The sequence below is a fragment of the Flavobacterium ardleyense genome (assembly GCF_042686085.1).
GTDB classification, from domain to species: domain Bacteria; phylum Bacteroidota; class Bacteroidia; order Flavobacteriales; family Flavobacteriaceae; genus Flavobacterium; species Flavobacterium ardleyense.
Map to the genome: position 1 here is coordinate 534,116 of NZ_JBHUOL010000012.1, position 20,428 is coordinate 554,543.

Consider the following 20,428-nt stretch of genomic DNA (forward strand, 5'->3'; position numbering starts at 1 on the left):
TGAATACGTGGTTAACATCTTTAGTTGCTGAAACAAGTTCAGCATGAAAAGATTGCGATGAATTTTAAATCTAAAACTCCTTCTTCACCAACATATAAAAATCATCCTCCAAAATACGATAACCTTGATCGTACAAAAAGTAATAAGTGTTACCCGTTTTAGTTTGTAACATACTTGTGAAAAATTCAAAATCGAATCCTTTGCTAAGTAATTTCGTCTTGGTCGTTTTACCTTTATCTTCTGGATTCAATTCACACAAAATGCGATAATTTTTACGCAATTTATTGTTGATATTACGCATTAAATTATTCTGATCCTTATTCATTTTGTTGTTATAGGCATTACGACAACCATCCGAACAGAACTTTTTGTCTTCGCGTCCTATAATTTTATCACCACATTCTAAGCAGGCTTTACTCATAATTTTTTCGTTATTTGGAACAATTAGGTTTCCGTACAAAGATTTAAAACTTATTTTTTTCTTATATCGCTCTCAAGAATTGCATATTCAAAATTATCGGACCATCCTGATTTCAATGGTAATACTTGCCTGCATCGCCCTTCTCTTTTCATTCCTACCTTTTCCAGGACTTTTATGGAACCAATATTTTCCACGGCACATCCTGCTTGAATTCTATGTAGTTTTAGTTCTTCAAAACAATAGTCGAGTACCGATAATAATACTTCTGTTGCGAAGCCTTTATTCCAGAAATCAGGGTGAATTTTATACCAAACTTCTGCTCGTTTGTATTTTTTAGCTCCTAACTTTATCCCAAATAATCCTATCTCTTCTTTGTTGTTTTTTTGCTGAATAATAAATGTATAATTTAAAATCTCTACAACTTGATTGTCTTTAATCCAATTTGTAATTATTGATTCCGTCTCGGCAGTATCTTTCGGAATTCCTAATGCATTGTATTCATCAACTTCTGGTATAGAATGCAGTTTATGTATGAAATCTAAATCTGAAATTTGAATCAAATTCAACGTTGTTCTTTCTGTTGATAAAAACCTATTTTTCATTCTTTTAAATATAATTTTAAATTGAATCAAATTGTTTAAAATGAGACTAAAAATCATTAAAACTCCAGTAGTTTTCTCTTATTTCCACCAAAAGCTTCGCCTTTCCAATTACCTTCAAGCCATTGAATATCTTTTAAGCTGGCTTTTTCTGAACCTTTTTCATCATTATAATGCAAGGTGTTTTGGGCAAGACAAAAAGTGGAAAAGCTTAAAAACAAAAGCAACCTTTACTTTTACTTCATCTTTTTAAGTTGGTACAAATCGTCTCGTCTGTCTTTCATTGTTTGCACGCTTCCGTGCTCGTGCAATTCTTTTAATAAATTAATATCAACGTCAACAATCAACGTCATTTCGGTGTTTGGCGTAGTTTCTGCTTTGATTCCGTTGCTTGGAAAAGCAAAATCTGAAGGCGTGAAAACAGCTGTTTGTGCATATTGAATATCCATGTTATTTACTTTTGGTAAATTTCCAACACAACCAGCAATTGCAACATAACATTCGTTTTCAATCGCTCTTGCTTGAGCACAATGTCTCACGCGTGTATAACCATTTTGCGTATCGGTTAGGAACGGAACAAACAAAATATTCATTCCTTCATCGGCCATAATTCTAGATAATTCCGGGAATTCAACATCATAACAAATCATAATTCCAATTTTTCCACAATCGGTATCAAAGGTTTGAATGGTATCGCCACCAGTAATTCCCCAATGGAAAACTTCGTTTGGTGTAATGTGGATTTTACGATACATTTCGTTTGTTCCATCGCGTTTGCATAAAAATCCAACATTATAAACACTACCATTTTCAATGAAAGGCATACTTCCAGTAATAATATTGATGTTGTAGGAAATTGCAAACTCTTGAAACTTCAATTTAACGGCTTCCGTATGACGAGCTAATTCTCGAATCGCTTCAGCTTCGGACAGATGATTGTAATCTGCCATTAATGGAGCCGTGAAAAATTCTGGAAATAAAGCAAAATCACTTCCATAACCTGAAACGGCATCAATAAAGAATTGAGCTTGTTCAAATAAAGCCTCTAAATTGCCAAGCGAACGCATTTGCCATTGGATTAATCCCAATCGTACAACGCTTTTCTCGATGTTAATTAACTTCGGACTATCATCGTAATAAATATTATTCCATTCTAATAAAACGGCATATTCTTGAGATTCTACGTCGCCTTCCAAATAATTTTTCATTACTCGGATTTCGTGAAAATCATTGCTCAATTGAAACGAAAGAACCGGATCATAAATCTCTTTTTTCTTTACTTTTTCAATATATACTTTAGGTGTTATTTCGTCTTTAAATTTTCCGTAATTTGGAATTCTTCCTGCGAAAATGATCGATTTCAAGTTTAATTGTTCGCATAACTCTTTTCGAACATCGTACAATCTTCTGCCTAATCGAAGTCCGCGGTATTTTGGATTGATAAAAACATCAATACCATAAATTACATCGCCTTTTGGATTATGCGTGGAGAAAGTAAAATTCCCCGTTATTCCTTTATATGTTCTTGTTTTAAATGCAAAATCTTCCGTAACAATTAATGATAATGCCGAACCTACGACAATATCATCTACTACAATTACCAATTGTCCTTCCGGAAATTTTTGCAATAAATTTTCTATTTGTTCTTCTTTCCAAAAAGAATCGGTCATCTCCGGATAGGATTCAACCATGGAATTTTTTAATTCTTTATAGTCTTCGATTTGAAGATTTCTTAATTCAACTTTGTTGATTGTACTCGCCATAAACTCTTTATTTTGCTCAAATATACTGTTTTTATATTCCAATTACAAACGGTTACAAACAATTACAACCGAAAGTAAGCAGATAAATACCGAATAAATTTTGAAAGCTGTCTAATCTTTGCAATGTCGAAATCAAACGACGCAATTACAAATTCAATTGCAAAAATCAATTACAATATCAATTACAATATCAATTACAATATCAATTACAATTTTAAAACAACAAATTAATTATAAACCATTTAAATAATTACAAGCCTTATGAAAAACAGAGTACAATTAATCGGACACGTTGGACAAGATCCAGAAATTAAACAATTAGAAAATGGTAGAGTTGCCAACTTCACAATCGCTACAAATGACAGTTACACTAATGCTAAAGGCGAAAAAGTAGAACAAACAGAATGGCACCGCGTTTCTGCTTGGGGAAAAACAGTCGACATCATCGAACAGTTATTAAAAAAAGGAAGTCACGTTGCCATCGAAGGGAAACTAACCCACAGAAGTTATGACGATAAAGACGGAAACAAACGTTACATCACAGAGGTTGTTGCCAATGAATTGGTATTATTAAACTAGAAGGAAAAGCAAGATTAAAATTCAAAAAGACATTAAAATTTACACGCCAAAATAATAAATATACAAGCCTAATGAAAAATTCAGTACAATTAATCGGACACGTTGGTCAAGAACCAGAAATCAAAAACCTTGAAGGAGGAAAAAAATTAGCAAATCTTTCAATTGCTACAAACGAAGTGTATTATCGTGAAAACGGTGATAAAGTAGAACAAACGCAATGGCACCGAGTAACCGCTTGGGGAAAAACTGCCGATATTATCGAACGATTTGTAACCAAAGGAAAAGAAATTGCCATTGGAGGAAAATTATCACACAGAAGTTATGACGATAAAGACGGCATAAAACGCTATGTTACGGAAGTGATTGCAGACGAAGTTTTATTATTAGGTAAATTATAACAGTATGCAAGTTAAAGTATTTTCTATCCGTATTGATTCTGTTTATTTGGAACAAGATCAGCAAAAGTTGAATGAATTTTTAACGACAGTAACTTTTAAGAAATCGAGTTCACAATTTGTGGAATCTGACGAACCTCATTGGTCGGTTTTAGTACATTTTGATGTGTTGGAAATTGAAAATCCAATTCAAATTGTACAGAACACCTTTGAAGATTTAACGTCAAAAGACAAACAAGTTTATGGTTATTTGAACCAATGGCGAACCGATAAATCAAAAGAATTGAAGTTTAAAAAATTTATAATTTGTCACAATTCCCATTTAATCGATTTAGCATTATACAAGCCAAGCAATCTCGACGAATTACAACAGATTAAAGGTTTTGGAAAACAAAGAGCGGAAAAATACGGAGAAGATATTTTAGCGATTTTAAATGCAGTTTAAAAACTGTAAGCAATGAGAGAAGCGACTGTAAAAGGTCGCTTTTTTTATTAGAATATTGATTTTGCAACTCTATAAGTATTACTGTGTGCTTCAATAATGGTTTTGATTTCGGGCGAATATCCTCCGCCCATACTAACTTGAACAGGGATTTGATACTTGTAGCAATTTTCAAATACAATTGCATCTCGTTTTTTACAACCGTTTAATGTACAACCTAGTTTTCCTAATTTATCAGTTGCTAGAATATCAACTCCGGCTAAGTAGAAAATGAAATCGGGTTTTTGTTCTTCAATTAATTTTGGAATGACTTTTTGGATGGTCGACAGAAATTCATCATCCGTAGTATTATCGTCGAAAGCAATATCTAAATCTGAAATTTCTTTTTTAAACGGATAATTCGATTTCCCGTGGGTTGAAAAAGTAAAAACTTTAGCATTATTTTGAAAGATTTCAGCGGTTCCGTTTCCTTGATGTACATCTAAATCGATGATTAGAATCTTTTTTGCTAATTTTTTATCCAGCAGATATTGGGAAGCAATTGCTTGATCGTTTAACATACAAAAAGCTTCGCCACGATCAGAAAAAGCGTGATGTGTTCCGCCAGCAATATTGAACGCTACTTTGGTTTCGAATGCTTTTTGGGCTCCGGTGATTGTTCCTTGAGCGATTCGTAATTCGCGTTCTACCAATTCTGCCGAAAGTGGAAATCCAATCTTGCGAACAGCTTTCGCATCTAATTTTAAACGGATTAAATCGTTTACATATTCTTTCGTATGAACTGCAAAAACGTATTCTAAATCACAAAGCTCAGGTTCAAAAAAATCGGTTGAAATTGCCGTTCCTTCGTGAAGTAATTGTTGCGGAAGCAATTCGTATTTCAACATTGGAAAACGATGTCCTTCCGGCAAAGGATGTTTAAAAATTGGATGAAACGCGATTGGAATCATTTAGGAATTCAATAAGTTTTTTAATTCTTCCACAAATAATCCCATATGATAACCGTCTAGCAAACCGTGATGTGCTGTTACCGATAATGCCATTGTTTTCTTACCGTTATCATCCATTAATTTACCGAAAGAAATCTTTGGACAACTATCAGGAGCAGAATAACTGCGAGAATGCGTTAATCCTGTGAAATTAATCCAAGGAACTGCTGAAAAATGAATGATATTTTCGGGATATTCACGAGTGAAAATTCCGGGTGTATTTTGTATTCTTTGAATTTCGATTTGTGCCAATGCATTGAATTTGTTCAGCTCTTCGTGAAATTTCATAAAGGAGAAACCAAACGTTTTGTCTTCTCGCATAATAGTCGCAGAAGCATCGATTTCATCATAAAGGACAACATTTTCGCCTTCAATTCGCAAACGAAAATTTTCAATTTTATTTACGGCAACTAGTGTTTTATGTAAATAATAGACAAAAAATGGAACTTGAAGTGCTTTCGATTTTTGATAAGCAATCGTGCAATCAACCGGTGTGGTAATACCAAAAAACGGTTCTTCAAACTTTGAAAAGAATTCAAAATGCGTTGCTCGGTTCCACGTTTTTAAGTCAATCAATTGTTTCATTTCAACAAAGGTAAAATTTCTTCAATATTCGCAAACGATTTGAAGTTTTCGTGTTCGATTTCGAAATCAATTTTCTCATATTCCCAAGTCGTACGATACGGAATATGAATCGCATAACCATCTAAATTTAAAATAGGTAAAACATCAGATTTTAAAGAATTTCCAATCATCAAAAATTCTTTAGCCTGAATATCTAAACGGCCTAACATTTTTTCGTAATCCAATTCGGTTTTATCGCTCAATACTTCAATATGATGGAAATATGCACCAATTCCTGAATCGTGTAATTTACGATGTTGGTCTTTTAAATCGCCTTTTGTGGCAACGATTAATTTATATTCACCTTTTAAAGATTCTAAAACTTGTTCCACATTTGGCAATAATTCAACTGGTTTCAGCAATAAATCCTTTCCAATTCCCATAATTTGCTCAATTCCTTTTCCCGAAATATTATGATTGGTTAATTGCAAAGCTGTTTCAATCATCGACAAGGTAAACGCTTTAATTCCGAAACCATAAAGTGGTAAATTCTTCACTTGGTGGTTTAAAATAGCTCCTAAAATCTCTTGACTTGAAGCAAAATCTTGAAATAATTGACAAAAACGTTCTTGTGCTTCATCAAAATACGGTTCATTGTGCCAAAGCGTATCGTCTGCATCAAAAGCGATTGTTTTTATGTTTTTCATACTTTTTTATTTTCTATAAAAGTGATACTTATTCCAAAAAGCAGAATAATTCCACCTATTATCATTTGTAAAGTTACTTGTTCATCAATGAATAACCAAGCTAAAAACGTAGCAATCACACCTTGACTCAATAAACTTAAAGAAACTCTAGTCGCTCGCATATTTTGGGTTGCATAGCTAATTAATAACCAAGCCATCAATTGACAAATTGCTCCTTGAATGAAAAGAACCAACCAAGCATCATTCGAAAAGCCGTAAAATGCTTCGCCTGCAAAATAATTGACAATCGCTAAAAACAAGGTCGAACTAACTAATGTTATTGTCATAAAAGAATACATATCAACTTTGGACAAAACATTTTTACTAACTAAAATATAAATCGCATATAAGATTCCGGATAATATCGCTAATGAAAACGCCATATCGAAATTCAACTTTAAGAAAAAGCTGAAACCTACTAAAGTGATCATTCCTAAAATTGCCACTAAGGTTCCAATCCAGAAGTTAACAGCTGGTTTGTTTTTGAAGAAGAAATAAGATAATATTCCGACCCAAACAGGAGCTAAATTCGTTAAAAGTGTCGCTTGAGTTGCACTTGATTTCTGAATGGCAATATTCCAAACGGCGACATCAGAAGCGAATAAAATCCCACAGATAATTGCTGTAATCAACAACTTTGAATTGGGAAGCTTGAATTTTTTTGTGACAATTATATAAGGTAAAAGTAAACCAAGTGCGATTGCCATTCTGTAAAATGCAGAAATCAATCCCGATGTTAATTGCAAACGAACTAATATCGGAAAAATAGAAATACAAAGGATTCCTATAAATAAAGCAATTCTCGGTTTGTTGTTCATTATTAGCTAATCATCGCTCCATTAATCACACCTTCCGCATCTGGATTTACGAAAACTAATTTTCCTTCTGCGTTATTTGTCATTAAAATCATTCCGGCACTTTCTACACCGCGTAAAGCTCTTGGTGCTAAGTTTACCAAAACAGTAACGCGTTTTCCAATTACTTCTTCAGGTGAAAAATGTTCAGCAATTCCTGAAACTATTGTTCTAACATCAATTCCAGTATCCACTTTTAAAACCAATAATTTGTTGGCTTTTGGCATTTTTTCAGCTTCTAGAATTGTTCCTACACGAATATCTAATTTTGAGAAATCATCAAATGTTGCCACTTCTTTTTGAGGTTCGGCTGTTGCGTTTTCCACTTTATTTGCGGTTTTTGTTGCTTCTAATTTATCTAATTGTTTTTGAATTTCTTCATCTTCGATTTGAGCAAATAAGATTGCTCCTTGTCCGATTTGATGTCCCGCTTTTGTCAAGTTCCAATTACTGAAATCTACATTCCAATTATTTACTTCGATGTTTAAAGTCTGAGTCAATTTTTTAGAAGTAAAGGGTAAAAAAGGTTCTGATAAAATAGCTAAAGCCGAAGCAATTTGTAAAGCCACATACATTTGTGTTTTCACGCGTTCCGGATCTGTTTTTATCATTTTCCAAGGCTCTTCATCGGCTAAATATTTATTTCCTAATCGAGCAACATTCATTAATTCGCCTAAAGCTTCTCTAAAACGGTAACGTTCAATTGAAGAAGAAATCACTGCTGGATACGCTTTTAATTCGGCTAAAGTTTGTAAATCTACTTCCGAAAATTCATTCGGAGCAGGAACAATTCCTTCGTAATATTTATGCGTTAAAACCACCACACGATTGATGAAATTTCCATAAATCGCCGCTAATTCATTATTGTTTCTTGCCTGAAAATCTTTCCAAGTAAAGTCGTTGTCTTTTGTTTCAGGAGCATTTGAGGTTAAAGCATAACGCAATGAATCTTGTTTTTCGGGGAAATCTTGTAAATATTCGTGTAACCAAACTGCCCAGTTTTTAGACGTTGATAATTTATTGCCTTCCAAATTTAAAAATTCGTTTGCCGGAACATTATCTGGTAAAATATAACTTCCTTCTGCTTTTAACATCGCTGGAAAAATGATGCAATGGAAAACAATATTATCCTTCCCGATGAAATGAACTAACTTGGTGTCTTTGTCTTTCCAATACGGTTCCCAATCTTTTCCTTCGCGTAAAGCCCATTCTTTGGTTGCCGAAATGTAGCCAATTGGAGCATCGAACCAAACGTATAATTTTTTACCTTCTGCACCTTCAACAGGAACGTCAATTCCCCAATCTAAATCACGCGTAACGGCTCTTGGTTCTAAACCGCCATCAATCCACGATTTTACTTGACCGTAAACATTTGGTTTCCAATCATTCTTATGCCCGACTAAAATCCATTCTTTCAAGAAATCTTCATATCTATTCAAAGGTAAAAACCAATGTTTGGTCGCTTTCATAATAGGAATTTCGCCTGTAATTGTTGATTTCGGATTAATTAAATCGGTAGCATTTAAAGTCGAACCACATTTTTCGCATTGATCGCCGTAAGCTTCCGGATTGTCACATTTTGGACAAGTTCCAGTTACAAAACGGTCTGCTAAAAACTGATCTGCTTTTGCATCGTATAATTGCTCAGTAACTTCTTCAATGAAATCACCTTGATCATATAATTTTTTAAAGAATTCTTGTGCTGTATCGTGATGAATTTTAGCCGAAGTTCTTGAGTAGTTATCAAAAGAAATTCCGAAATCTAAAAACGATTTTCTGATGATTCCGTCATATTTATCAATTACTTCTTGCGGTGAAATCCCTTCTTTTTTGGCTTTCATAGAAATCGCAACACCGTGTTCGTCGCTTCCGCACATGAAAGCAACATCTTTTCCTTGCAAACGCAAATAGCGTGCATAAATATCAGAAGGCACATAAACACCAGCTAAATGACCAATATGAATTGGACCATTTGTATAAGGCAAAGCGGCAGTAATCGTATATCTTTTCGGATTTTCTAACATATCATCATAAAATTTAGGGCAAAAATAATCCATTAACCACGAATTAGCGAACAAATGTTTCTTTTTTGTTTATTTTTGAAATAAAAACATGAAAAAGAACATTACTATTGTTATGTTGCTTCTGTATTTATCTTCTTTTGGCCAAGATTCAATAGTTAGTAAAGTTAAAAGTAATCCAGTGATTTTTACTGAATTTTATGCAGGTGGAGCAGTAACTAATAAAGTTTCTTGGCTGCTGGGATACAATTTAAATTACCAATTTAAACATAATAATTTACTTACGGCGAGACTGCAGGGGATAATAGGTCCATCTTTAGATTTGCCAACTGTAATGGACCTTAATTCTGATTATTCAGATGAGCGAGTGATTCAAGGGGAGGTTGCATTGCTTTATGGTAAAAGATGGATAAATAATAATATTTCATACAGTGTTTCTGTGGGTGCTTCTGCTGTTGCAGGCAATCACTATGAGAAAGTTGGAATGTATTATGAAAGCTTTAGTGAAAATTATTTTGGTGTCCCTTTTGAATTCAATTTCAAATATTTCAAAGCTGAAAAGAAAATATTTAAAGCCTACTATGGATTAATTCCTATTGGTAAAAGGAAAGTTAGTTTTGCAAGAAGTGTGGGTTTAAAGTTGACAGGCACTTTATCTAAAAATAGCTATGTAGGTTTAGGAATTACGTATGGTTTTGGTTGGCACAAGAAATATTAATTTTTATGATGCAAAAAACAGTATTAGCGTTTTTATTATTAATTTAGTTTTATAATTATTCCCAAAAGAAAATGAAAATTCCACCTTATTTAAAAAAAGGCGATACGGTCGCTATTGTTTGTACTGCTCGAAAATTTATGCCTGAAGATGCAAAACCTGCTATAGAATTATTAGAAAGTTGGGGTTTGAAAGCTAAATTAGGAAGAACTATTGGTTTAGATAGTTGTCAATTGGGCGGAACAGATGCCGAAAGAATTGCTGATTTTCAAACAATGATCGACGATGAAAATGTAAAAGGAATTTGGGTAGCTCGAGGCGGTTATGGAACAGTGCGAATAATTGACTCATTAGACTTTGCTAAATTTAAGAAGCATCCGAAGTGGATTATGGGTTTTTCTGATGTAACGGTTTTACATAGTCAATTGAATGTCGAAAGAATTGCAAGTTTGCATTCGATTATGCCTTTTACGGTTCCAAAAGCTTCAGAAGAGGTAAAAGAAACATTACGAAAAGCATTATTTGGCGAAGAATTATCTTATGTAATTCCTTCTAAATCGTATGATAAAAAAGGAAAAGCTTCCGGCGAATTAGTAGGTGGAAATATCTCGATTTTATATAGTTTATTAGGTTCGAAATCGTCTTTAAATACCAAAGATAAAATTCTATTTATTGAAGATTTAGATGAATATTTATATCATATTGACCGAATGATGTTCAATTTAAAACGCAACGGTTATTTCGAAAAAGTAAAAGGAATTATTGTCGGAAGTATGTCAGACATGCACGATAATGAAATTCCATTCGGACAAAATGAAGTGCAAATTATCACCGAAATCTCGAAAGAACATAATATTCCAATTGCATTTGAATTTCCAGCGGGACATCAAGCAGATAACCGAACGTTAGTTTTGGGAAAAAAAGTAGATTTTGAGGTAAATGAAAACGAAATAGTTTTAAGATTTAAAGAATAGCTTTTTACAACACAGATTTAAATAATTTGAGAAATTTTAATGTAACACTTTCTATTAAAACAAACCAATTACTGAAAACTGAAAACTGAAAACTGAAAACTGAAAACTGAAAACTGAAAACTGAAAACTGAAAACTGAAAACTGAAAACTGAAAACTGAAAACTGAAAACTGAAAACTGAAAACTGAAAACTGAAAAATGGCTGAACACAATGATTTAGGGAAATTTGGGGAAGAATTAGCTGTTGCTTTTTTAGAAGAAAACGGTTATGAAATCTTAGAAGTGAATTGGTTTTTTGACAAGTCCGAAATTGATATTATTGCTCAAAAAGGAACAACCTTAGCCGTTGTTGAAGTTAAAACCCGTTCAAGTTTAGAATTCGGTTTACCACAGGAATTCGTAAAGCCGAAGAAAATTCAGCTGTTATTAAAAGCAATTAATGAATATGTTATCCAGAAAGATTTAGATCTTGAAGTGAGATTTGACATTATCGCAATTCATAAAGAGGGCAAAGAATTTGTTACAGATCATATAGAAGACGCATTTTATCATTTTTAATGTTATAATTATAACAAATTGTTTAAAAAATTATATCTTTGCACGCAACAAGCACCAAAACAACCAATTAATGAAAACGATATCTTCTGTTGTAGAGCACTATATTAAGTCAAAACCATTTTTATTGAGTTCACTTTCACAAGGAATCATCAATTTAACTTCGCTAGCGCGAATAATGATGCCCGAACTAGAAGCACATCTGGGTAAGGATGTGAAGCAAGGCGCGGTAGTAATGGCATTAAAAAGATTGTCTGAGGAACTGGATTTTAAAATCAATTACAAGATTTCTAAAGTGTTGAAAAACATTGGAGAAATCACAGTGCGTTCTTCCTTAAGTGATTACACTTATGTAAGTTCAAATACATTATTAGAGAATCAAGCCAAGTTAATTGCGGAGATCAATAAATTACAAGATATTTTTTATACTTCGTCAAGAGGTGTAAATGAAACTAATATTGTGACGAGCACTTCAATTGATCCGATAATAGAAAGTTTGTTTAAAAACGAAAAGCTGACCCATAAAATTGAAAATTTATCGTCAATTACAGTAAAACTTCCACAAGAAAATATTTCTACTCCTGGTGTTTACTACTATATTTTTCAAAGATTAGCTTGGGAAGGTGTGATTATTCATGAAGTCATTTCTACCACAAATGAGTTTACTATTATTGTAAGTGATGAACAAATAGATGTGGCTTTTAAAGTGATAAAAGAACTTAAAAACGTATTCGATTAACAAAAAACGATTTATTTATTTTCACATCAAAAAAAGAAACGTATTTTTACCACTCTATATATACTAAAAACGATTTTTAGTAGTTAAGAACAAAAACGTTTTACATTGAAAAACAACATATTAAAATATACGCTATCGGTTGGTTTTTTTGTTTTTTTAATAGCTTGTTCTGTTAAAAAAGACAAATTCATCAATCGTAATTTTCATGCCGTAACCACAGAGTATAATGTTTTATACAATGGAAATATTGCATTAGATAAAGGGTTAGTCGATCTAAAAGCAACTTATCAAGATGATTTTTGGGAAATTCTTCCTATTGAAAGAATGCCTGACAATGAAGAAGCGGTATTACCTGGTCAAACAAAAAATGCTGATTTTGAACGTGCCGAAGAAAAAGCGGTTAAGGCGATCCAAAAACATTCCATGAATATTGGCGGTACTGAGAAAAATCCGCAAATGGATGAAGCTTATCTTTTATTGGCGAAAGCCAGATATTATGATAATCGTTTTATTCCTTCGCTCGAAGCTTTAAATTATATTTTATACAAACATCCTTTAAGCGATAAAATATATCACGCAAAAGTGTGGCGTGAAAAAGTAAATATTCGTTTAGATAATGACGAGGTTGCAATTAAAAATCTAAAAAAATTACTAGAAAATAAGAATGTTTCAGGTCAAGATTTAGCTGATGCAAACGCTATGTTATCGCAAGCTTATATGAATATTCAGGCGCAAGATAGTGCTGTTGAAACACTTAAAATTGCTAAATCAACTACTAAAAACAATGAAGAAAAAGCGCGTTATACTTTTATTCTTGGTCAATTGTATGAAAGCATGAATCATCAAGATAGTGCCTTTGCTGTTTTTGAAGAGGTAATTCAAATGAATAGGAAATCGCCACGTCGTTATGTAATGCAAGCGCACGCTAAGCAAGCGCAACAGTTTGACTATATAAAAGGTGATACAGTTGTATTTGTGAAGAAGTTTCAAAAACTATTAGATGATCGTGAAAATCGTCCATATTTAGATATCTTGAATCATCAGATGGCACTTTTCTACGACAAACAAGATAAAAATATAACGGCTAAACAGTATTACAATAAATCAATAAAAGCGGCTTCCAGAGACAATTATTTAGTAGCTTCAAACTACAGAAATATCGGTGAAATTAATTTTAGAGAAGCTAAGTATGTAACTGCTGGAAAATATTACGATAGTACTTTGATTCGTTTAGATGACAGAACCAGAGAATATAGAAGGATACAAAAAAAGCGAGTAAATTTAGTTGATGTAATTAAATATGAAACCATTGCCACACAAAATGACAGTATTTTGTCAGTTGCAGCAATGAACGATTCCCAGCGCACTACTTACTACGAAAACTACATCGCTAAATTAAAAATAGAGGATGAAAGAAAAGCAAAAATTGCTACAGAATTGGCTAAAAAGGAAGCCAACATTCTTGCAAATCAAAATTTAGATGCTGGCGATTCAAACAGTCCAAACACTGCATTGACAAAAAGAATGCAAATTGATGAAACGGTAAAACCTCGTGGTGTTTCGAATATGCCTCCAGGTAACATTGGCGGCAATGATGCAGGAGCTAATTTCTATTTTTACAATCCGGTTGCTGTTGAATTCGGTAAAAAAGAGTTCATTGTTAAATGGGGAAAGCGAGATTTAAAAGACAATTGGAGATGGTCCACGATGAAAAACGACAATAATGGCATAGATTCGGAAGACGAAGATATTGAGGAAGATGTTGTTGCAATTGATCAAAAAGATGAGATGCTTGCAAATCCTTTGTATGAAGTGAATTATTATATGAAGCAAATTCCTACGGATGAAAAAATCTTAGATAGTTTAGCTAAAGACAGGAACTTCGCTTATTATCAATTGGGAATTATTTATAAAGAAAAATTCAAAGAGTACGAATTAGCTGCTGCACGTTTAGAACAACTATTAAAAAATAGTCCTGAAGAACGCTTAATTCTTCCTGCAAAATATAATTTATATAAAATTTACCAAATTATTTCTCCAGCTAAAGCCGAGATAATGAAACAGCAAATTTTAAGCGAATTTCCAACTAGTAGATATGCCGAGATTGTAAAAAATCCTTCAGTAGCAATTGAAGACGATACCAATCCGGAAACTGTATTTTATGCTACCTTTAAGAAATTCGAAAACAACCAGGTAAGAGAAGTTTCAAGTGAAATTGATGAACTTATTAATCGATTTGCGGGCGAAGAGTCTGTAGCGAAATTTGAGATGCTAAAAGCGAAAGTAGTAGCAAGATTACAAGGATTAGACGATTATAAGAAAGCTTTAAATTTCGTGGCTTTATCTTATCCAAATATTGATGAAGGTAAAGAAGCGGAGCACTTATTGAAAAATGATATTCCAAAACTCGAAGCGTTAGATTTTAATAAAGATCAGGCTTCAGAATGGAAAATAATCTTCCCAAAGAAATTTCCTTTAGAAAATGACGTTAAGGATTTGACAGATAAAATTGAAAAGTATTTAAAAGATACTAATGCGGTTTTATTGAAATCTTCGGACGATATTTATAATATGAATACTAATTTTATTGTAATTCATGGTTTTAGTTCGAAAGAAGGAGCAAGTTCTGTACTTTCTTTATTAAAAGAGCATAAGAATTATAAAATTAAAGACCAAGCCTACATCGTTTCAACAGAAGATTATAAAATTATTCAAATGAAGAAAAAATTTGAAGAGTGGATTTTGTTGAATTTATAATAACCCCCCAAAGCCTCAAGAAATGTTTGATAAAGTCAAAAACCAAGATCATTTATTAGGAAAAACAAACCGAATTGTTGAAGGAACTTCAATTACTGGAAATATAGATACCAAAGCAGATTTTAGATTAGATGGAAAGTTAATAGGAAACATCAATTCAAATGGAAAAATTGTGATTGGTCCTACAGGTGAAGTCCAAGGAGATGTTGTATGTAAAAGCATAGATATTGAAGGGAGATTTGCCGGAAAATTAAAAGCAGAAGGTATGTTAAATGTGAAGGTAAAAGCACACATAACCGGAGAGGTTATTGTTGGCAAATTAGCAGTTGAGCCAGGCGCTAAGTTCGAGGCCAGTTGTGAAATGCGAATTGCAACAATCTAGTGGATCCCGAAAAAAAGCCATCAAATAATTGGTTGGCACTAATTAATATCCCATTTCAAATGGGATTGATTATTTTTGCATTTTCGTATTTAGGAAGTTGGTTGGATGAAAAATATAGCAATTCATCCGAAATTTATTTTAAAGTGTTAACGCTGTTAGGCGTTTTTGTGGCGATAATTCAAGTGATACGCCAAGTGAATCAAATTAATAAAAACAAATAATTGTTTATGTCTGTTTATATCAAGTCGTTTATTGTTGTTTTAGTGTTGATGGTAGTGCATTTTTTTACGTGTCAATTTTTAGTTCCCGATTTTAATATTTCAAATTTTATTGTGTCTTATGCCAGTCAAGTGGCGCTTTCGGTTATAATTCTATTAGTTGTTCTTCAAGTTGAGAAAAAAGCTAAGGAACAATTGGGCTATGTATTTTTAGGCTTATCCTCTGCAAAAGTGATAATTAGTTATATAATTGCAACCCAGTTTTTATTTAATGAGGCAATTATTGAAAAGGAAATAAAGTTTAATTTTTTCATAGCTTTTATCATTTTTTTATGCTTAGATACCTATTTTGTCATAAGATTATTGAATAAAAAGTGATTATTGAACAAAAAATCAACAATTGTTTAAAAATATGCATTTTAGCACCTTGAAATATTAATAAAAATTGTACTTTTGCAAAAATTTTTAGGAAACATAAGAATATTAGTTATGATGATTTTAAGGAAACCACTTTCCATTTTAACGGCGATATTGTTTTTGACAAGTCCACTGATTCTTTCAGCAACTGAAACTACTGATACATTACAAGTAGTGACACAAATGGAAGAAACTACTGCTCATGAAGCTCATGGGGAAGGAGTCAAATCAAAAGAAGATGTTGTTTATGAATACATGAACCATCACCTTCAAGATGATTATTATTTCACGTTCTTTTCAGATGCTTCAGAAAACAAGCATTATGGATTTCCACTTCCAGTTATTTTAATTGATGGTGGATTAAAAGTTTTTTCAGCTTCAAAATTTGAACATGGAGAAGCAACAGCAGAAGTTGATGGTAAATTCTACAAATTATTTCACGGTAAAATTTATGATACCAATGCTGCGGGTGATTTAAATTTGAACGAAGAACATCATCCAACAAACCCGATGCCTTTGAATTTTTCGATTACTAAAAATGTAGTTGCTTTATTCTTAACAGCAGTTTTAGTGTTTCTCTTATTCTTAGGATTGGCTAAAACATATAAAAACGGGCACAACAATTTACCAAAGGGATTTAGTAGAGTTTTGGAACCAATGGTTATCTACGTTCGTGACGAAATTGCAAGACCAAATATTGGAGATAAAAAATATAGAAAATTCGCGCCTTATTTATTAACTGTGTTTTTCTTGATTTTCATGTTAAATATTTTAGGATTAACACCTCTAGGAATTAACGTTACTGGAAACATTGCTTTTACATTGTCTCTTGCTGCGTTTACTTTCTTTATTACTCAGTTCAGTGGAAATAAAGATTATTGGGGTCACATTTTCTGGATGCCAGGTGTGCCAGTTCCAATGAAGATTATCTTAATGCCAATTGAGGTTTTAGGAATGTTTACCAAGCCATTCTCATTAATGATTCGTCTTTTTGCAAACATTACGGCAGGTCATACTGTAGTAATGGGATTAATTGCAATTGCTTTTTTAATGAAAGAGCAATTAACTGCTGGAGGAGCAACTGCTGTTTCATTAGCACTTAGTATCTTCATTATGTTTATTGAGATTTTAGTTGCGTTTTTACAAGCGTACATTTTTACGATGTTGTCATCTCTATTTATTGGAATGGCAGTTCAAGAGCATCATGATGATCACAAAGCCCACCACGATGGGTTAGATCATACTGACAATGCTATAGTTTAGTATAAATTTTGTTTAATTATATATAAATCAATTATCATGACAATTCCAAATTTAGTAGGAGCGGGTTTAATCGTAATCGGAGCTGGTTTAGGTTTAGGTAAAATTGGTGGTTCTGCAATGGATGCTATTGCAAGACAACCAGAAGCTGCCGGAAAAATCCAAACTGCAATGATTATCATTGGAGCGTTATTAGAAGGTTTAGCATTCGGTGCTTTAATCTTAGGAAAGTAATTAGAATAACAATACCTGTAGCGGTTGGCTGCAGGTGTTGTTTATTAAACAATCAATTTACAAGAATTTTATAAAGAGTATATAAATGGATAAGTTAATTAACGATTTTAGTTATGGTTTGTTTTTCTGGCAAGTCATTATTTTAGCAATAACAATTCTATTATTAGCTAAATTTGCGTGGAAACCTATTTTAGCAGCTTTAGCAGCTCGTGAAGAAGGGATTGCAAATGCTTTGTTAGCAGCAGAAAACGCTAAGAAAGACATGCAAAATCTTAAAGCTGATAATGAAAAATTATTAGCTGAAGCGAGAGCTGAAAGAGATTTAATGATGAAAGAAGCAAGAGAGATCAAAGATGCTATGATTGCTGATGCTAAATCTGAAGCGCAAGCTCAAGGTGATAAAATGATCGAGAATGCGAAAGCAGCTATCGAAAGTGAAAAGAATGCAGCAATGGCAGAATTGAAAAATCAAGTCTCTTCATTGTCATTACAGATTGCTGAGAAATTGTTAAGAGAAGAATTATCGAACAAAGAAGCTCAAACTAAATTAGTTGAGAAAATGTTAGGTGACGCTAAATTAAACTAATATCATGGCAGGAACTAGAGCAGCAATTAGATATGCAAAAGCCATTTTGGATATTGCAAAAGTGAATAATACATCAGATGCAGTTAATGCGGATATGACTTCTATTGCAAATGCAATTAAAGACAGTGCTGAGTTGAAAAACTTTTTAATAAGTCCAATAGTAAAAGGTGAAATTAAATTTTCATCATTAAACGAAATCTTCGCTTCTGTTCAAAATGAAACAAAAGGACTTTTTCATTTACTTTTAGTAAATCAAAGATTTGAGTTATTAAATGCTATTGCTTTGCAATTTACAGCTTTATATGATGAGCTTAACGGAATCGAAGTTGCTAAAGTAACTACTGCGTTTCCTATTACAGCTGATTTAGAAGCTAAAGTTTTGGCGAAAATTGCAACGTTTTCAGATAAAAAGATCACACTTCAGAATATAGTAGATCCATCAATTATTGGAGGATTTATTTTAAGAATGGGTGACAAACAATACAATGCTTCTGTGGAAAACAGATTGCAAAATTTAAAGAGAGAGTTTAGTAAATAATATACCATTAAAGATATATCACAATGGCTGAAATTAAACCTGCTGAAATATCAGCAATATTAAAACAACAATTATCAGGTTTTGAATCTGGTGCAACGTTGGAAGAAGTTGGAACAGTACTTCAAGTTGGGGATGGAATTGCTCGTGTTTACGGATTATCAAACGCACAATATGGTGAGTTAGTACAATTCGATGGCGGATTAGAGGCAATCGTTTTGAACTTGGAAGAAGACAACGTGGGTGTGGTACTTTTAGGACCATCAACCGGAATCAAAGAAGGTTCAACAGTAAAAAGAACACAACGTATTGCTTCTCTTAAAGTAGGAGAACAAATGGTAGGTCGTGTTGTAGATACTTTGGGGAATCCAATTGATGGCAAAGGACCAATTGGTGGAACTTTATACGAGATGCCATTAGAAAGAAAAGCTCCTGGAGTTATCTTCCGTCAACCTGTAACTGAACCATTACAAACAGGAGTAAAAGCAGTTGATGCTATGATCCCAGTTGGTAGAGGACAACGTGAGTTGGTAATTGGTGACCGTCAAACAGGTAAATCAACTGTTTGTATTGACACGATTTTAAATCAAAAAGAATTTTACGAAGCAGGAAAACCTGTATTCTGTATATATGTTGCAATTGGGCAAAAAGCTTCAACTGTAGCAAGTATTGCAAAAATGTTAGAAGAAAAAGGAGCAATGGCATATACCATTATTGTTGCTGCTAACGCTTCTGATCCGGCTGCGATGCAAGTATATGCTCCAATGGCAGGTGCTGCGATCGGAGAATATTTTAGAGATTCTGGTCGTCCAGCATTAATTGTTTATGATGACTTATCTAAACAAGCTGTTGCTTACCGTGAAGTTTCTTTATTATTAAGAAGACCACCGGGCCGTGAGGCTTATCCTGGAGACGTTTTCTACCTTCACTCTCGTTTATTAGAAAGAGCTTGTAAAGTAATTGCTAATGATGAGATTGCTAGAAATATGAATGATCTACCTGATTCTATCAAAGGAATCGTTAAAGGTGGTGGTTCATTAACGGCTTTACCGATTATTGAAACACAAGCGGGTGACGTTTCTGCGTACATTCCAACAAACGTAATTTCGATTACTGACGGACAAATTTTCTTAGATGGGGATTTATTCAACTCTGGAGTTCGTCCTGCGATTAACGTAGGTATTTCTGTATCTCGTGTTGGAGGTAATGCTCAGATTAAATCTATGAAGAAAGTATCTGGTACTTTAAAATTAGACCAAGCTCAGTTCCGTGAATTAGAAGCGTTTGCTAAATTTGGTTCTGACTTAGATGCTGTTACTTTAAACGTAATTGAAAAAGGAAGAAGAAACGTTGAAATCTTGAAACAAGGTTTGAACTCTCCTTTCAAAGTTGAAGACCAAGTAGCTATTATTTACGCAGGTTCTAAGAACTTATTGAGAAATGTTCCAGTTGTTAAAGTAAAAGAATTCGAAAAGGATTACTTAGAATACTTAAACGCTAAACATAAAGATACTTTAGATGCATTGAAAAACGGTAAGTTTGATGACGCTATCACTGATGTATTAGAGAAAGTAGCTAAAGAAATTTCAGCAAAATATAATTAATAAAGTATATTGTATGTTGTATACTGTAACGAGCTAAAAGCAAATTACAGTATACATTATACAATTTTTACAATATACAA

General features: G+C 33.0%; 24 protein-coding genes. 15 read left to right on the plus strand and 9 right to left on the minus strand.

Annotated features, from left to right (window positions below; translation table 11 throughout):
* Positions 1–70: 70 nt before the first annotated feature.
* From ACFSX9_RS08105 to ACFSX9_RS08120, 4 genes are read right to left on the minus strand one after another with little or no spacing between them, the layout of a single operon-like run.
* Positions 71–421: a hypothetical protein gene (locus ACFSX9_RS08105; protein ID WP_379806476.1), complete on the minus strand. Its 351-nt coding sequence runs from the start codon at positions 419–421 to the stop codon at positions 71–73.
* A 50-nt stretch (positions 422–471) separates the two neighbouring features.
* Complete coding sequence (locus ACFSX9_RS08110) at positions 472–1,023, minus strand: GNAT family N-acetyltransferase (protein WP_379806478.1); 552 nt, start codon at positions 1,021–1,023, stop codon at positions 472–474.
* Between the two features lie 56 nt (positions 1,024–1,079).
* The gene (locus ACFSX9_RS08115) at positions 1,080–1,241 is read right to left on the minus strand and encodes a hypothetical protein (RefSeq protein WP_379806480.1); all 162 of its coding nucleotides are present in this window, start codon (positions 1,239–1,241) and stop codon (positions 1,080–1,082) included.
* A 15-nt stretch (positions 1,242–1,256) separates the two neighbouring features.
* Positions 1,257–2,783: a carbon-nitrogen hydrolase family protein gene (locus tag ACFSX9_RS08120; protein ID WP_379806482.1), complete on the minus strand. Its 1,527-nt coding sequence runs from the start codon at positions 2,781–2,783 to the stop codon at positions 1,257–1,259.
* A 261-nt stretch (positions 2,784–3,044) separates the two neighbouring features.
* Between ACFSX9_RS08120 and ACFSX9_RS08125 the strand changes: the two genes are divergently transcribed.
* The 3 genes from ACFSX9_RS08125 to ACFSX9_RS08135 all read left to right on the plus strand — a co-directional run bounded on the left by ACFSX9_RS08125 (position 3,045) and on the right by ACFSX9_RS08135 (position 4,202).
* A complete protein-coding gene (locus tag ACFSX9_RS08125) occupies positions 3,045–3,362 on the plus strand; it encodes a single-stranded DNA-binding protein (RefSeq protein ID WP_322551280.1) in 318 nt (105 codons plus the stop codon).
* A 71-nt stretch (positions 3,363–3,433) separates the two neighbouring features.
* Complete coding sequence (locus ACFSX9_RS08130) at positions 3,434–3,760, plus strand: single-stranded DNA-binding protein (RefSeq protein WP_379806485.1); 327 nt, start codon at positions 3,434–3,436, stop codon at positions 3,758–3,760.
* Between the two features lie 4 nt (positions 3,761–3,764).
* Complete coding sequence (locus tag ACFSX9_RS08135) at positions 3,765–4,202, plus strand: HRDC domain-containing protein (RefSeq protein ID WP_379806487.1); 438 nt, start codon at positions 3,765–3,767, stop codon at positions 4,200–4,202.
* Between the two features lie 47 nt (positions 4,203–4,249).
* On the opposite strand, the gene ACFSX9_RS08140 is transcribed toward ACFSX9_RS08135, so the two are convergent.
* Genes ACFSX9_RS08140 through metG form a run of 5 tightly spaced genes read right to left on the minus strand, consistent with a single transcriptional unit; the run spans position 4,250 to position 9,376 of the window.
* The gene (locus ACFSX9_RS08140) at positions 4,250–5,149 is read right to left on the minus strand and encodes a histone deacetylase family protein (RefSeq protein WP_379806489.1); all 900 of its coding nucleotides are present in this window, start codon (positions 5,147–5,149) and stop codon (positions 4,250–4,252) included.
* Positions 5,150–5,773 (minus strand): CatA-like O-acetyltransferase, encoded by a 624-nt coding sequence (locus tag ACFSX9_RS08145; protein ID WP_379806491.1) that lies wholly within the window; start codon positions 5,771–5,773, stop codon positions 5,150–5,152.
* Entirely contained in the window at positions 5,770–6,459 is a 690-nt protein-coding gene (locus ACFSX9_RS08150; protein WP_379806493.1) for an HAD family hydrolase, read from the minus strand. The genes ACFSX9_RS08145 and ACFSX9_RS08150 overlap by 4 nt, the downstream gene beginning before the upstream one ends.
* Positions 6,456–7,316, minus strand: a complete 861-nt coding sequence (locus ACFSX9_RS08155; RefSeq protein WP_379806495.1) for a DMT family transporter — start codon at positions 7,314–7,316, stop codon at positions 6,456–6,458. The genes ACFSX9_RS08150 and ACFSX9_RS08155 overlap by 4 nt, the downstream gene beginning before the upstream one ends.
* 2 nt (positions 7,317–7,318) lie before the next feature.
* The gene (metG, locus tag ACFSX9_RS08160; RefSeq protein ID WP_379807063.1) at positions 7,319–9,376 is read right to left on the minus strand and encodes a methionine--tRNA ligase; all 2,058 of its coding nucleotides are present in this window, start codon (positions 9,374–9,376) and stop codon (positions 7,319–7,321) included.
* An 88-nt stretch (positions 9,377–9,464) separates the two neighbouring features.
* On the opposite strand from metG, the gene ACFSX9_RS08165 reads away from it, so the two are divergent.
* From ACFSX9_RS08165 to atpA, 12 genes are all read left to right on the plus strand, one after another.
* Positions 9,465–10,091 carry a hypothetical protein gene (locus ACFSX9_RS08165; RefSeq protein ID WP_379806497.1) on the plus strand — a complete coding sequence of 209 codons (627 nt, stop codon included), beginning with the start codon at positions 9,465–9,467 and terminating at the stop codon, positions 10,089–10,091.
* A 71-nt stretch (positions 10,092–10,162) separates the two neighbouring features.
* On the plus strand, positions 10,163–11,062 hold the full coding sequence (locus ACFSX9_RS08170; protein ID WP_379806499.1) for a S66 peptidase family protein: 900 nt from the start codon (positions 10,163–10,165) through the stop codon (positions 11,060–11,062).
* Positions 11,063–11,259: 197 nt separating this feature from the next.
* On the plus strand, positions 11,260–11,619 hold the full coding sequence (locus ACFSX9_RS08175) for a YraN family protein (protein ID WP_379806501.1): 360 nt from the start codon (positions 11,260–11,262) through the stop codon (positions 11,617–11,619).
* Between the two features lie 70 nt (positions 11,620–11,689).
* Positions 11,690–12,355, plus strand: coding sequence for an aspartate kinase (locus ACFSX9_RS08180; RefSeq protein WP_379806503.1), 666 nt, complete (start codon positions 11,690–11,692; stop codon positions 12,353–12,355).
* A gap of 105 nt (positions 12,356–12,460) precedes the next feature.
* Positions 12,461–15,112, plus strand: a complete 2,652-nt coding sequence (gene porW / locus ACFSX9_RS08185; protein WP_379806505.1) for a type IX secretion system periplasmic lipoprotein PorW/SprE — start codon at positions 12,461–12,463, stop codon at positions 15,110–15,112.
* A 22-nt stretch (positions 15,113–15,134) separates the two neighbouring features.
* Complete coding sequence (locus tag ACFSX9_RS08190) at positions 15,135–15,494, plus strand: bactofilin family protein (protein ID WP_379806507.1); 360 nt, start codon at positions 15,135–15,137, stop codon at positions 15,492–15,494.
* A gap of 32 nt (positions 15,495–15,526) precedes the next feature.
* On the plus strand, positions 15,527–15,715 hold the full coding sequence (locus ACFSX9_RS08195) for an AtpZ/AtpI family protein (RefSeq protein WP_379806509.1): 189 nt from the start codon (positions 15,527–15,529) through the stop codon (positions 15,713–15,715).
* A gap of 486 nt (positions 15,716–16,201) precedes the next feature.
* The gene (atpB, locus tag ACFSX9_RS08200; RefSeq protein WP_379807065.1) at positions 16,202–17,392 is read left to right on the plus strand and encodes a F0F1 ATP synthase subunit A; all 1,191 of its coding nucleotides are present in this window, start codon (positions 16,202–16,204) and stop codon (positions 17,390–17,392) included.
* A gap of 36 nt (positions 17,393–17,428) precedes the next feature.
* Positions 17,429–17,623 (plus strand): ATP synthase F0 subunit C, encoded by a 195-nt coding sequence (locus ACFSX9_RS08205; protein WP_379806511.1) that lies wholly within the window; start codon positions 17,429–17,431, stop codon positions 17,621–17,623.
* Positions 17,624–17,708: 85 nt separating this feature from the next.
* Positions 17,709–18,209 carry a F0F1 ATP synthase subunit B gene (locus ACFSX9_RS08210; RefSeq protein ID WP_379806513.1) on the plus strand — a complete coding sequence of 167 codons (501 nt, stop codon included), beginning with the start codon at positions 17,709–17,711 and terminating at the stop codon, positions 18,207–18,209.
* Positions 18,210–18,213: 4 nt separating this feature from the next.
* On the plus strand, positions 18,214–18,747 hold the full coding sequence (gene atpH, locus ACFSX9_RS08215; RefSeq protein ID WP_379806515.1) for an ATP synthase F1 subunit delta: 534 nt from the start codon (positions 18,214–18,216) through the stop codon (positions 18,745–18,747).
* Between the two features lie 23 nt (positions 18,748–18,770).
* On the plus strand, positions 18,771–20,348 hold the full coding sequence (gene atpA / locus ACFSX9_RS08220; protein WP_379806517.1) for a F0F1 ATP synthase subunit alpha: 1,578 nt from the start codon (positions 18,771–18,773) through the stop codon (positions 20,346–20,348).
* The last annotated feature ends 80 nt before the right edge of the window (positions 20,349–20,428 follow it).

Excerpts from the sequence above, each read along its gene's own strand:
- ACFSX9_RS08210 (WP_379806513.1), top strand. The coding sequence starts at position 17,709 with ATGGATAAGTTAATTAACGATTTTAGTTATGGTTTGTTTTTCTGGCAA.
- ACFSX9_RS08125 (WP_322551280.1), top strand. The coding sequence starts at position 3,045 with ATGAAAAACAGAGTACAATTAATCGGACACGTTGGACAAGATCCAGAA.
- ACFSX9_RS08140 (WP_379806489.1), bottom strand. The coding sequence starts at position 5,149 with ATGATTCCAATCGCGTTTCATCCAATTTTTAAACATCCTTTGCCGGAA.
- ACFSX9_RS08145 (WP_379806491.1), bottom strand. The coding sequence starts at position 5,773 with ATGAAACAATTGATTGACTTAAAAACGTGGAACCGAGCAACGCATTTT.
- ACFSX9_RS08135 (WP_379806487.1), top strand. The coding sequence starts at position 3,765 with ATGCAAGTTAAAGTATTTTCTATCCGTATTGATTCTGTTTATTTGGAA.
- atpA (WP_379806517.1), top strand. The coding sequence starts at position 18,771 with ATGGCTGAAATTAAACCTGCTGAAATATCAGCAATATTAAAACAACAA.
- atpH (WP_379806515.1), top strand. The coding sequence starts at position 18,214 with ATGGCAGGAACTAGAGCAGCAATTAGATATGCAAAAGCCATTTTGGAT.
- atpB (WP_379807065.1), top strand. The coding sequence starts at position 16,202 with ATGATGATTTTAAGGAAACCACTTTCCATTTTAACGGCGATATTGTTT.
- ACFSX9_RS08105 (WP_379806476.1), bottom strand. The coding sequence starts at position 421 with ATGAGTAAAGCCTGCTTAGAATGTGGTGATAAAATTATAGGACGCGAA.
- ACFSX9_RS08110 (WP_379806478.1), bottom strand. The coding sequence starts at position 1,023 with ATGAAAAATAGGTTTTTATCAACAGAAAGAACAACGTTGAATTTGATT.
- ACFSX9_RS08175 (WP_379806501.1), top strand. The coding sequence starts at position 11,260 with ATGGCTGAACACAATGATTTAGGGAAATTTGGGGAAGAATTAGCTGTT.
- ACFSX9_RS08165 (WP_379806497.1), top strand. The coding sequence starts at position 9,465 with ATGAAAAAGAACATTACTATTGTTATGTTGCTTCTGTATTTATCTTCT.
- ACFSX9_RS08190 (WP_379806507.1), top strand. The coding sequence starts at position 15,135 with ATGTTTGATAAAGTCAAAAACCAAGATCATTTATTAGGAAAAACAAAC.
- ACFSX9_RS08205 (WP_379806511.1), top strand. The coding sequence starts at position 17,429 with ATGACAATTCCAAATTTAGTAGGAGCGGGTTTAATCGTAATCGGAGCT.
- metG (WP_379807063.1), bottom strand. The coding sequence starts at position 9,376 with ATGTTAGAAAATCCGAAAAGATATACGATTACTGCCGCTTTGCCTTAT.
- ACFSX9_RS08155 (WP_379806495.1), bottom strand. The coding sequence starts at position 7,316 with ATGAACAACAAACCGAGAATTGCTTTATTTATAGGAATCCTTTGTATT.
- ACFSX9_RS08120 (WP_379806482.1), bottom strand. The coding sequence starts at position 2,783 with ATGGCGAGTACAATCAACAAAGTTGAATTAAGAAATCTTCAAATCGAA.
- ACFSX9_RS08150 (WP_379806493.1), bottom strand. The coding sequence starts at position 6,459 with ATGAAAAACATAAAAACAATCGCTTTTGATGCAGACGATACGCTTTGG.
- ACFSX9_RS08180 (WP_379806503.1), top strand. The coding sequence starts at position 11,690 with ATGAAAACGATATCTTCTGTTGTAGAGCACTATATTAAGTCAAAACCA.
- ACFSX9_RS08170 (WP_379806499.1), top strand. The coding sequence starts at position 10,163 with ATGAAAATTCCACCTTATTTAAAAAAAGGCGATACGGTCGCTATTGTT.
- ACFSX9_RS08130 (WP_379806485.1), top strand. The coding sequence starts at position 3,434 with ATGAAAAATTCAGTACAATTAATCGGACACGTTGGTCAAGAACCAGAA.